This window comes from Paenibacillus guangzhouensis, assembly GCF_009363075.1.
GTDB classification, from domain to species: domain Bacteria; phylum Bacillota; class Bacilli; order Paenibacillales; family Paenibacillaceae; genus Paenibacillus_K; species Paenibacillus_K guangzhouensis.
In genome coordinates, this window is record NZ_CP045293.1 from 6,037,977 (window position 1) to 6,049,765 (window position 11,789).

Annotated in this window: 12 protein-coding genes; all 12 read left to right on the top strand. The window is 48.6% G+C overall.

Going from position 1 to position 11,789, the window contains the following annotated elements:
• Positions 1-28 precede the first annotated feature (28 nt).
• The 12 genes from murA (at position 29) to GCU39_RS27280 (ending at position 11,760) form a co-directional block, all read left to right on the top strand.
• Positions 29-1,369 carry a UDP-N-acetylglucosamine 1-carboxyvinyltransferase gene (murA, locus tag GCU39_RS27225; protein WP_152396337.1) on the top strand — a complete coding sequence of 447 codons (1,341 nt, stop codon included), beginning with the start codon at positions 29-31 and terminating at the stop codon, positions 1,367-1,369.
• Positions 1,370-1,670: 301 nt separating this feature from the next.
• A complete protein-coding gene (gene spoIID / locus GCU39_RS27230) occupies positions 1,671-2,930 on the top strand; it encodes a stage II sporulation protein D (protein WP_152396338.1) in 1,260 nt (419 codons plus the stop codon).
• Positions 2,931-3,301: 371 nt separating this feature from the next.
• The gene (locus GCU39_RS27235; protein ID WP_152396339.1) at positions 3,302-4,051 is read left to right on the top strand and encodes a M23 family metallopeptidase; all 750 of its coding nucleotides are present in this window, start codon (positions 3,302-3,304) and stop codon (positions 4,049-4,051) included.
• A 205-nt stretch (positions 4,052-4,256) separates the two neighbouring features.
• Entirely contained in the window at positions 4,257-4,847 is a 591-nt protein-coding gene (locus GCU39_RS27240) for a lipoprotein BA_5634 family protein (RefSeq protein ID WP_152396340.1), read from the top strand.
• 237 nt (positions 4,848-5,084) lie between these two features.
• Positions 5,085-5,372, top strand: a complete 288-nt coding sequence (gene spoIIID / locus GCU39_RS27245) for a sporulation transcriptional regulator SpoIIID (protein WP_018754720.1) — start codon at positions 5,085-5,087, stop codon at positions 5,370-5,372.
• Between the two features lie 181 nt (positions 5,373-5,553).
• Positions 5,554-6,555, top strand: coding sequence for a rod shape-determining protein (gene mreB, locus GCU39_RS27250; RefSeq protein ID WP_152396341.1), 1,002 nt, complete (start codon positions 5,554-5,556; stop codon positions 6,553-6,555).
• Between the two features lie 71 nt (positions 6,556-6,626).
• Complete coding sequence (locus GCU39_RS27255; RefSeq protein WP_152396342.1) at positions 6,627-7,520, top strand: flagellar hook-basal body protein; 894 nt, start codon at positions 6,627-6,629, stop codon at positions 7,518-7,520.
• Positions 7,521-7,584: 64 nt separating this feature from the next.
• The gene (locus tag GCU39_RS27260; protein WP_152396343.1) at positions 7,585-8,433 is read left to right on the top strand and encodes a flagellar hook-basal body protein; all 849 of its coding nucleotides are present in this window, start codon (positions 7,585-7,587) and stop codon (positions 8,431-8,433) included.
• A gap of 26 nt (positions 8,434-8,459) precedes the next feature.
• Positions 8,460-8,708, top strand: a complete 249-nt coding sequence (locus tag GCU39_RS27265; protein ID WP_152396344.1) for a DNA-directed RNA polymerase subunit beta — start codon at positions 8,460-8,462, stop codon at positions 8,706-8,708.
• Between the two features lie 109 nt (positions 8,709-8,817).
• Positions 8,818-9,363, top strand: a complete 546-nt coding sequence (locus GCU39_RS27270) for a CDP-alcohol phosphatidyltransferase family protein (RefSeq protein WP_152396345.1) — start codon at positions 8,818-8,820, stop codon at positions 9,361-9,363.
• 195 nt (positions 9,364-9,558) lie between these two features.
• Positions 9,559-9,981, top strand: a complete 423-nt coding sequence (fabZ, locus tag GCU39_RS27275) for a 3-hydroxyacyl-ACP dehydratase FabZ (RefSeq protein ID WP_152396346.1) — start codon at positions 9,559-9,561, stop codon at positions 9,979-9,981.
• 63 nt (positions 9,982-10,044) lie between these two features.
• Positions 10,045-11,760, top strand: a complete 1,716-nt coding sequence (locus GCU39_RS27280; RefSeq protein ID WP_152396347.1) for a phospho-sugar mutase — start codon at positions 10,045-10,047, stop codon at positions 11,758-11,760.
• Positions 11,761-11,789 lie beyond the last annotated feature (29 nt).

The following is an 11,789-nucleotide window of genomic DNA, read 5'->3' on the forward strand; positions in this document are numbered from 1 at the left end:
GTAAAAATTTATCGCGGAGGGAACCAGAATGAGCAAATTTATCGTCCGCGGCGGCAAACGGTTAACCGGAAGTGTTCGCGTCAATGGTGCAAAGAACTCTGTTCTTCCGATAATCGCTGCCTCTCTACTGGGGGAAGATGGAGTAAGCGTGATCTATGACGCACCTCCTCTTGACGATGTTATGACGATCAATAAAGTACTAGGGGTATTAGGGGCAGAGGTTACATATCTCAATGAAACGATCCGTGTCAATGCACAGAACATTGAGTCATGCGAAGCACCTTATGAATATGTTCGTAAAATGCGTGCATCGTTCCTTGTTATGGGACCTTTATTAGCACGATTGGGCCACACTCGTATTTCATTGCCAGGCGGCTGCGCGATCGGCACAAGACCGATTGATCAGCATTTGAAAGGCTTTGAAGCAATGGGTGCGGAAATTAGCCTTGGTCAAGGGTATATCGAAGCGAAAATTAATGGTCGTTTACGCGGTGCGAAGATCTATCTTGATGTCGCGAGCGTAGGGGCAACTGAAAATATTATGATGGCAGCGACGCTAGCTGAAGGCATGACAATCATTGAGAATGCAGCCAAAGAACCTGAGATTGTGGATCTCGCAAACTATCTGAATGCGATGGGTGCGAAGGTACGCGGAGCGGGTACTGGCATCATTCGGATTGAAGGTGTCGAGAAGCTGCAAGGTGCGGAGCATACGGTTATCCCGGATCGTGTTGAAGCGGGTACGTATATGATTGCAGCAGCAATGACAGGCGGCGATGTCTACGTTGAGGGCGCGATTGCTGATCATTTGGGTCCAGTCATCTCGAAAATGCAAGAGATGGGCGTTACGGTGGAGCCAGATGAGAATGGCATTCGTGTAATCGCGGACCGCCCACTTCGTTCGGTTGATGTGAAGACGTTGCCTTACCCAGGATTCCCTACGGATATGCAATCCCAGATGATGGCGTTGTTATTAATCTCTGAAGGGACTTCCGTTGTCACGGAGACGGTGTTCGAGAATCGCTTCATGCACGTGGAGGAGTTCATGAGCATGCGCGCATCCATTAAAGTGGATGGCCGTACGGCTATGGTTAGCGGCGGCTCGAAGCTCGTCGGTGCCAAAGTGATGGCAACCGATTTACGCGCAGGTGCGGCTTTAATCTGTGCGGGATTGGTGGCTGAAGGCACGACGGAAGTGAGTGGCGTACATCACATTGATCGCGGCTATGTGAATTTGGCGGAGAAGCTCTCGAAATTAGGTGCGGATATTTACCGCGTGTCCTATGATGAGTCGAAGCTGAATCCACTTGAAGCGGAGAAGAAAGAAGAGAAGAAACCGTTGTTCCAAGTACAGCCTACTTGGGCCTAAATAAGCTTTGGACGTGAGAGACCGAGACGACTTGTCGTTTCGGTCTTTTTGCGTTGCGGCCGAATAAGAAATGATGACTGAACCATGTCGAGAAAGTCGTGAAATACTAGGGATATTTGTTTTAGGGAATACTAGATTGGGATGGACTCTACATCTCATGTTAGTACTAGATCATAGAACGTGAATCTAAGCACGGCAAGGTGCAATTGATTCTATTCGGATCTATTCGGAGTTCTAGCATGTCTTCTCGCTTCATAAGATTAAGTAGAGTAGAAAGACAAGCAGACGGAGGAACCTAGCAATGACACGAATGACGGTGAAGCTTTCAGAGGATCATACCCGTCCTGTGGAGGACGGGCGCAAGAGCAGCGCCAACGCACGTGCGGAAGACCGCACCGTTCGCATCGGCGCCACCCCCGCGGGCGTGCAAGCCCCCGCCCGCGAACCCCGCGTCCCGCGCGGCGAAGTCGTCGCCCGCGCGGGACGCAAGCCGCCGCGCAGCAGGCTGACGCGGCGGGGGCCGCTCGCGTGGGCGGCGGGCATGCTCCTGCTGTGCATGATCATTCCCGCGCTGCTCGTGCAGCGGCAGGCAAGCCCTGTGACGGACGAGACGATCGCCGTCCGTGAACCCAAACCCGCGCCGAGCCCGCCTCTGCAAGAGGCTGTGCCGCGTGAACCGCTCGTCCGCGTCTACCTCGCGGGCGACCAAGCGATCGAGAAGGTGACGCTCGAGCAATATGTCCGCGGCGTCGTCGCAGCAGAGATGCCGAGCGAATTCGAGATGGAGGCGCTCAAGGCGCAGGCCATTGCAGCGCGTACCTTCATTGTCCGCCGCATGGCCGCGCAGGATACAACAGGCGTTCCTGTGAAGGGCGCCGATGTAACGGATACCGTTACCCATCAAGCCTACATGCCGCTGAAGACACTGAAGCAGAACGCGAACCGCAATAAGCTAGCTCGTGTGAGTCGAGCCGTTAGTGAGACACGCGGAATCGTTATGACGTATAAAGGCTCGCCGATCGAAGCTTCCTTTTTCTCGACAAGCAATGGATTTACAGAGAACTCGGAGGATGTGTGGCCGAACAAAATCCCCTATTTACGAAGTGTAGCGAGTCCTTGGGATAAGACGATAGCACCGCATTATACCGATACGATACGTATGACACTCGATCAATTCATGCGACGGTTGAAGGTATCCCCACCTTCCTTGCCTGCATCGGCAACACTTACACGGAAGCAGCAGGCTTATGCGAGCGCCGCCGAACCGCGTGTATTATCGAAAACCGAAGGCCATCGCATTAAGCTGATCCGAATTGGCGGCAAGAATTATACGGGTAAGGAAGTGCGCGAGAAGCTGGGCCTGCGTTCGAGCGAATTCACGTGGAAGATCATTAATGGCAATATCGAGATCACGACCTATGGATATGGTCATGGGGTTGGGATGAGCCAATGGGGAGCGAATGGTATGGCCAAAGAGGGCGCGTCCGTGGAAGAGATTCTGAAACATTATTATACGGGGATCGATTTGGAGAAATCATCCGAGTTCCTTCCTCAGGAATAACTAGCGAAGCGAGTCCGAACTTTACTAGCTTGTCGAGGCTGGTCATTCATAGCCTCGCAGCCCCCCGGCTCCCCCGATTTGCAGCATGTGGTTCTCTCTTCCCTTATATGAAATAAAAAAGGAGAGGAGGTAACTCTTGGAGGAGCCTGCGTTCGCTCTTTGGTAGCCCATTCCATCCATAACATCCAATCAAGGAATGGGCGGACAAGAAGCGACCGGAAAGAGATACCTTCTCCCACTACCTTTTCATATCAATCAATAATGCACAATCATGTTGGCAATCCCTCCCCACTATGAATCTTAAAAATTACTTTTCACATCACGTATAAAAGAAAAAGCCTTGGTAACAATGGTTATTGAGGTGATAGAGAATGAATAATGAACAGAACAAAAACAAAGCAGGTCATGAAGAATCTCCTAAAAATTCACTAGGGGCAACGGGCGCGAAGCCGTCTTCATGGAAAAGAGCAATGTCGAAGAAATGGGTATTTCCAGCAGTGTACATGGCAGCAATCGCAATCTTATTGACCGTATTGGTCGTCTACCAAGGGGCTAGATCCAAAACTAGTCCAGACCTCAGCACGAGCACCATCACCGAGAATGTAGACGGTACGACGGCAACAGATGCGGGCACGGATGGAAAAACACCGGATGCATCGGAAGTCGCAGCGAATAGCGAACCTATCGCTTGGCCAGTCGAGAATGAGAAAGATGTAAAAGTCGTTATGCCGTTCTATGATACGAACGATTCCTCTGAAGTTCATAAGGAGGCTATGGTCGAATACAACGATACATTCATTCCGAATGTGGGGATCGACCTAGCGCGTAAAGACGACAAGCCTTTCGAAGTTCTAGCTGCACTCAGCGGTAAAGTAACAAGAGCAGATAAGAACCCTGTCGCGGGTCAAGTTGTTGAGATTCAAAGTGCCGATGGTACAAAAACGATCTATCAGAGCTTGACAGATTTGAAAGTGAAGAAAGATATGGAGATCAAACAAGGCGATGTGATTGGTACAGCCAGCCGCAACGAACTTGAGAAAGATCTTGGCGTTCACGTTCACTTTGAAGTCCACAAAGACAACAAACCAGTGAATCCGCAGACGTTGTTAGGTAAACAATAATCTATACAGTTTAAACGCAGCCTTTATTCGGAATTTGCCGGATGAAGGCTTTCTTTTTTCATGCGAGTTTTCGTAGAGTCTTTCAGGTTTATTCAGGAAGCTTACAAATTTGTTATGGAGTTGTAAGTCAATTCAATAGCTGCATGCCGGCCTTTCCCGTAATGTTATGGATATAAGAAAGACATTAGAGAAAGGTTGATATCCTATGAAAAGATTTATGACCGTATCCATTGCATTTGTTTTTACGATGATCGTTCTGGTAGGTTGTTCGCCGATCGACTCTATTAAGAATTTGGTTGCGCCACAAGCGATGGGTGTCATCGCGTATGGTGATGAATCTGTAATAAAGGTGGATATCGCACGGTATCAAGAGGATCTGAAATCTTCCAACACGTACCCTGTCAAACTTGCGGATAATATCTTGGTCTTGAAGAGCAGTACAGCGCAATCATTGTTCGAGCAAGAGATGCTGCGTAAGGTGGTTCAGGACTCGAAAACCGAAGTGCTTACATCCTTGCCGACAGTCACGAAAGAAACAGGTATTTTATTCGCCAAGGAAAATGGCAGTCCGCTTAAGATCGGTGGAAAAGAAGTTAATGCGAAGTATGAAGGGAATGTTGTGATCGGGCACGGCCGGGTTTATGGGGAAAAGTTCCTGATCGTCGATGATTCAGAATGGGAGAAGTTCGTTGGTACGGACAAAATGATGGGGGTTCTGGCCTTCGATAAGAAGAACCCAAAGCATGAGCTAACGAATTTTTCAGCTGAGCGTGTTCAGCTTGTTGACCTAAAGTAAGTAATTGAGCCAAGCGATCTAAGGTGAGAGCGTCCTTCAAGTATCTGGGGATGAACTCGCCTTTTTCGGCGTACAAAGTCAGTCAGATCAAGAACTTTCCGCCATTTTACACGACTTGCTTCATGGTTTTCAGAAAATAATTGTACAGATTTCAGCTTGTCTGTCTTGGAAACAAAGAATATATAGGCACGCCCCTCATATAATGTACCAAACTATCTCGAGTAGGGAGGCGGGAGCGTGCACGACTACATCAAAGAACGCACCATTAAAATAGGCCGTTGTATCGTGGAAACGAAGAACACGGTTCGTACCATTGCGAAGGAATTTGGAGTGTCAAAAAGCACGGTGCACAAAGATTTAACCGAACGACTGCCGGAGATCAATTCGGAGCTTGCCGACCAAGTGAAGCACATTCTTGAATACCACAAATCGATCAGACATCTGCGGGGAGGAGAGGCAACCAAGATCAAGTACAAGAAAACGAGCAACAAAAAGCGCGAAGTGATCGTCGCAGGCAAGTCGTAGAACCGTGAGGGGTGAAGTCGTAATTGCTCCTGCAATCTAAAGTGTGGTAATTTATAGAGGTATGCCATTTTTTGAAGGAATTTCCCGGGTAATGTCGAATCCTTTAATATTATCGTGGGTTCAAAAAGGGGATTTTTGAACTACCTTTATTAAATTTGTACTTTGGAGGACATGGTCAATTATGCTTAGCAAGGATATCGGAATCGATCTCGGCACAGCGAACGTGCTGATTCACGTGAAGGGTAGAGGTGTCGTACTAGACGAACCTTCCGTTGTAGCAATCGAAAGTGAAACAAAAAAAGTACTCGCGGTTGGTGAAGAAGCAAGACGCATGGTCGGTCGTACACCGGGTAATATCATTCCGATACGCCCTCTGAAGGATGGAGTTATTGCCGATTTTGAAGTTACGGAAGCGATGCTTAAATATTTCATCGATCGCGTTGGTGGTCGCAAATGGTACAGTCACCCTCGTATTCTGATCTGTGCGCCGACGAATATTACGTCGGTTGAACAGAAGGCGATTCGTCAGGCGGCAGAACGGTGCGGTGCGAAAGAAGTGTTTATGGAAGAAGAACCGAAGGCAGCAGCAATCGGGGCTGGAATGGATATATTCCAGCCTAGTGGTAACATGGTTGTTGATATCGGCGGCGGTACAACGGACGTAGCTGTGCTCTCTATGGGCGACGTCGTTACCGCCTCTTCTATTAAAGTCGCAGGGGACAAGTTCGATGCTGCGATCATGAAATATATTAAGAATAAATATAAATTGTTAATTGGAGAACGGACTTCGGAAGATATTAAGATTAATATCGGAACTGTCTATCCACATGGACGTCAAGCAGAGATGGACATCCGTGGACGCGATATGGTATCTGGGCTTCCGTTTACGGTGACGATTAATTCGAGTGAAATACGAGAAGCGCTGTGGGAATCGGTGACGAGCATTGTCGTAGCGGCTAAGTCGGTATTGGAACGGACACCGCCGGAATTGTCCGCTGATATTATTGATCGCGGGGTTATCCTTACAGGTGGCGGCGCATTATTGGACGGATTGGACGAGCTGCTCGCCGAGGAGTTGAAGGTGCCGGTGCTCATTGCTGAGGACCCAATGCATTGCGTGGTAAAGGGTACGGGAATTATGCTTGATAATTTGGACAAGGTCGTAAAGAAAAACTTCAAATAAACCGATATAGGCTATATACGTAAATGTGATGCGTACATGGCATCAATCGATTTAGATGAGGGGGATCCACGATGCTTCGAGGCCTATATACGGCTGCCGCAGGAATGATAACGCAGCAGCGTAGACATGATACGGTAACCAATAATATTGCTAATATTAATACACCGGGATACAAGCAAGTGAACGCGGTGGAACGGTCTTTTCCAGAGATGCTCGTCTCGTTAATGGGAGGCGATCATAATCCGCGCGGCTCCTTAGGGAAGCTGAATACTGGCGTGTTCGCGGAGGAGAGCCTGCCGCAATATACGCCGGGCGATGTGACAGAGACGGGGAACCTGACGGATTTTGCTCTAGTGGCGAATTTGTCCGCCGTGGATCCGAGCACGAACTTGCCGATTGCATTCGACGCGAACGGGCGCAAAGTACTCGATAATGGCGACGTGATGTACAAGCCCCAAGCATTCTTCGCAGTGCAGAATGCCAATGGTGATACACGTTATACGCGAGACGGCCGATTTAAAGTAAATGAGAGCGGCGAGTTGTTAAGCAGTACAGGCGGTAAAGTGCTGGACAGCAATGGCCAGCCGATCACGCTGAATGTTCCGATCACAAGTCTGCATGTCAATGCGAAGGGCCAGTGGATCGACACGACGTCGGGTCAGCCCGCAGCGGGATTGAACCCGATTGGCATTACCCGGATTGAGAACCCGAATTTGCTGGTTCGCGAAGGCGACGGCAATTATAAATTCACGACGGAAGAAGACGCTGCGAATAATGCAAGTCCCCTTGGACAGGGCGATAATGTGGAGTTGCGTCAAGGTTCGGTGGAACGATCGAACGTGGACTCCGCGCAGTCCATGGTCGACATGATGGCAGCTGCACGAGCTTATGAAGCGAACCAGAAGATCATTCAATATTATGATCGCAGCTTGGACAAAGCCGTCAATGAAGTGGGACGCGTCTAGAGAGCAGTTCATTCTTCAGATTCGCGGATTTGATCCGCGTCACGTGAGAGGGGTAATCTAATCCATGAATAATTCGATGATTTCCGCGATGGTATCGATGTCCGGCATTCAGCAGAAGCTGGATATCATTTCCGATAATATGGCGAATTCCAATACAACAGGCTATAAAGCAAAGCAGGCTTCGTTCGAAGACGTGCTGACGAATCTTGCGACGCATGATGCGAAGATGAAGCAGCCGGGACGTGCGACACCCCTCGGGTTCACGCAGTCCTGGGGGACGCGAATGTCTTCGTTGTCCGAGGATACGACGCAAGGTTCCTTGAAAGTGACCGACGTTCCGACGGACTTGGCCGTGGAAGGCAATGCGATGTTCGAGATTGCGCTCGACGACCAAGGTACAGTAGGATGGACGCGCGATGGGTCCTTCAATCTCGTGCTGGATAAACAAGATACAGACAATGTCTATTTAACGACAAGCCAAGGATATAAAGTTCTAGATATTAATGGTGAACCGATTAAAATTCCGAACGGCTACGCGATGCAAGTAGATGCGAAAGGCCATATTACAGCGCAGAAACCGGGCTCGCCAGAGATTCTGGATATCGGGTACGTGAAAGTCGCCGAACCGATGCAGCCGGGACTGCTGCAGAAGACGGATGAGAATTTCTACATTTTGCCGTACGGTGCGCCGCAGAATGTGATGCAAGGCGTGGACCTTGCGAATATGGATCCTGCGGACCCGTTTTCACGGAAAGACATTGCGATTCGCCAAGGAGCCTTAGAACAATCGAACGTTAATCTTGCGAATGAAATGGTTGATCTTATGCAAGTACAACGCGCGTATCAATTGACAGCAAGAGCTTTAACATCCAGTGATACGATGATGGGACTCGCGAATAATCTGCGCGCGTAAGTAGCAGTTGAAGTGGGGATAGTCCAATGAATGAAGTTCAGAATGAAATGAGACAGGATGCTCGTACCGATAAACCAAAACAAACTGCAGTCAAGAGACGGAAGCGTAAGCCAGCGTGGCGTATAGCACGCGTTCTGATCTTTATTGCCATATGGGTTATTGCGATTTATGCGGGTTTATCCATCGGTTACGTGATTATTGGTAAACGTCCGCTCGGTGATGTATTTCAATGGGCGACGTGGCAGCATGTATTCGACCTCATCTTTGCCAAATAGAACATAGGCCATTTTGGCCAGTATGAAACTCCTCCTACGGGGAGTTTTATTTTTATTACCAGAGTTGTATAATGATTGGGAGAACTGAGACACTGAGGGGGACCCTAGTTTGAATGTGCCCAATTTAATGACGTTGGCCCGTTTTGCGCTAATCCCCATTTATATCTTGGTCTTCGCTTATGGGTCTAGATACTTTGCGTTTCTCATCATTTTGGTAGCGGGACTAACGGATATTGTGGATGGCTATATTGCGCGCAGAACGAATCAGATTACCAAAGTAGGCGCCATGTTAGATCCCCTCGCAGATAAGTCCATGATGCTCGCCGTGATGGTTTCCTTGCTATGGTCAGGAGACCTCCCTTGGAGTGCAGCGACGGCGATGGCCGTTCGTGATTTGGGGATGATTATTGGGTCTGCCTTTTTTCATTTTAGGGGACTTCAGACCGTTCCAGCGAATTGGATGGGCAAGCTCACTACGGTATTGTTATACGTCGCGATCATGTGGATTTTCTTCCAGTTCCCCTATGCAGAAATACTGCTCTGGGGTGTCATTGTCTTCTCATTTGTAACTTCCATCATGTATATCATACAATTTAGAGGGTTAAATCAAGTGGAATCGCCAATATCATCCGTCAATAAGGGTGAACGTCTTTAAGGGATTCCTTCCGCATCATGAACAATTCGTATCGTTCAAAAAGAGCTTATTCAGAGGCGGATTAGGCACTCGAAATAAGCTCCTTATCTTAACCTTCACATTCTGCAGCACATGAAGGACGATGGTAGCTTTTACATGGCAAGAGATTTTTATTCATACGCTGATTGAGCGTGAATTTCGAAAGGGGCAAAAATCGTGTTAAATACGCAGCAAATTCAAGAAATTATTCCACACCGCTACCCATTTCTACTCGTAGATCGCATTATCGAGGTGGAAGAAGGCAAACGTGCCGTTGGGATTAAAAATGTAACGATGAACGAGCCGCATTTTGCAGGCCACTTTCCAGGATATCCTGTGATGCCGGGTGTGCTTATCGTTGAGGCGCTTGCACAAGTAGGTGCAGCATCGATTTTAATGAAAGAAGAGAATAAAGGTAAAATCGGTTTTCTGGCTGGCCTAGACGGCTTCCGCTTCCGTGGTCAAGTGACGCCGGGCGATTCGCTTCGTCTTGAAGTCGAGATTATTCGCTTGAAGGGTTCCATTGGTAAAGGCAAAGCTGTCGCATCGGTGGACGGTAAAGTCGTGTGTGAAGGGGAAATCATGTTCGCCCTTCAATAATGACTGCGGGGCATGAACTTTCAATAGAGATAAAACCTAAAATTCGGAAGGAGCTTATTTCTAATGACAACTGAAACACGTACTGCGCAAGAAATGTATGAAAACTGGCTTCAAGATGCACTTATTGACGATGCGACGAAGCAAGAACTGCGTACGATCGCGGATCAACCGGGTGAGATTGAGGAGCGGTTCTATAAAGAATTGGAGTTTGGTACCGGCGGCTTGCGCGGCATTATGGGCGCTGGAACCAACCGAATGAATAAATATACCATTGGTCGTGCGACGCAGGGTTTTGCGACATTTATCTTGGCGCAGGCAGGGGCTTCTGAACAGCCTTCGGTTGTTATTGCTTATGATTCACGGAATCAGTCACCAGAGTTCGCGCTGGAGACTGCATTGGTGCTCGCAGGGAATGGGATTGTGGCTAAAGTGTTCAAGTCGCTTCGCCCAACCCCGCAGCTATCCTATACGGTTCGTGCATTGAACGCAACGGGTGGTATTGTAATTACGGCAAGTCATAATCCGCCGGAATATAACGGATATAAGGTTTATAACCGTGAAGGCGGCCAGCTTGTTCCTCATGAAGCGGAACAAGTCATTACTGAAATCGGCCGTGTCCCTTCGTTTGCGGCCATTCGCAGCATCTCAAGAGAAGAAGCAGAGGCGAAAGGCTTGCTCGTATGGTTAGGGGAAGCAGAAGATCAAAAGTACATTCAGACGGTTGCAGCTGAGAGTCGTAATCGTGCGCGTATTGCTGGCGAAAGTGGATTAGGCGAGAACTTCCGTATCGTATTTACGCCGCTTCACGGGTCTGGAAACCTTCCAGTTCGCCGCGTTTTAGAGGAGATTGGGTTCCAGAACATCCATATCGTTGCAGAGCAGGAGCAGCCAGACGGGAATTTCTCAACGGTGAAATCGCCGAATCCGGAAGAACGCGAAGCATTCACGCTTGCGATGAAGCTTGCGGCTGAAGTGGATGCGGATATCATTATCGGAACGGATCCTGACGCAGACCGGATGGGCGCTGTGGTGAAGAACGCTGCGGGTGAATATGTTGTCCTTTCAGGTAATCAGTCCGGGGCGATCATGGTTAATTATTTGCTTAGCCAGCTTCAAGCAGCAGGGCAATTGCCGACGAATGGCGCTGTGGTGAAGACGATCGTAACAAGTGAGATGGGTGCCACGATTGCGCAGCACTATGGCGCGACTGTGATGAATACATTGACAGGCTTCAAATATATCGGCGAGAAAATGACTCAATTTGAAGAGTCAGGCAATTATACATATTTATTTGGTTATGAAGAAAGCTATGGCTATCTTGCAGGGAACTATGCCCGAGATAAGGACGCGGTTATTGCTGCGATGCTGATCTGTGAAGCGGCTGCCTATTATAAGAGCCAAGGGAAGACATTATACGATGTACTGCATGAATTGTACGAATCCTTTGGATATTTTATGGAGAAGCTAGAGTCACGTACGCTGAAGGGAATTGACGGTGTAGCTCAGATTCAGGCGATCATGACCGCATGGCGTGAGCAAGCGCCGAAGTCGATTGCGGAAGTGAACATTAAAGAATGCATCGATTACTCTGCGGGTGTCGACGGCTTGCCGCCAGAGAATGTATTGAAGTTCATCCTTGAGGACGGATCCTGGTTCTGCTTGCGCCCTTCTGGCACGGAACCTAAGATTAAAATCTATTTTGCGGTTCAAGGGGAGTCATACGCCGAGTCTGAAGCGGCTCTAGATCGACTTGTCGCGGCCGTAGTAGAACGTTTATAGTATAAGTACCGTCCAAACACGTATCCAAC

Excerpts from the sequence above, each read along its gene's own strand:
- GCU39_RS27260 (WP_152396343.1), top strand. The coding sequence starts at position 7,585 with ATGAATAATTCGATGATTTCCGCGATGGTATCGATGTCCGGCATTCAG.
- murA (WP_152396337.1), top strand. The coding sequence starts at position 29 with ATGAGCAAATTTATCGTCCGCGGCGGCAAACGGTTAACCGGAAGTGTT.
- GCU39_RS27255 (WP_152396342.1), top strand. The coding sequence starts at position 6,627 with ATGCTTCGAGGCCTATATACGGCTGCCGCAGGAATGATAACGCAGCAG.
- spoIID (WP_152396338.1), top strand. The coding sequence starts at position 1,671 with ATGACACGAATGACGGTGAAGCTTTCAGAGGATCATACCCGTCCTGTG.
- GCU39_RS27280 (WP_152396347.1), top strand. The coding sequence starts at position 10,045 with ATGACAACTGAAACACGTACTGCGCAAGAAATGTATGAAAACTGGCTT.
- GCU39_RS27240 (WP_152396340.1), top strand. The coding sequence starts at position 4,257 with ATGAAAAGATTTATGACCGTATCCATTGCATTTGTTTTTACGATGATC.
- GCU39_RS27265 (WP_152396344.1), top strand. The coding sequence starts at position 8,460 with ATGAATGAAGTTCAGAATGAAATGAGACAGGATGCTCGTACCGATAAA.
- GCU39_RS27235 (WP_152396339.1), top strand. The coding sequence starts at position 3,302 with ATGAATAATGAACAGAACAAAAACAAAGCAGGTCATGAAGAATCTCCT.
- mreB (WP_152396341.1), top strand. The coding sequence starts at position 5,554 with ATGCTTAGCAAGGATATCGGAATCGATCTCGGCACAGCGAACGTGCTG.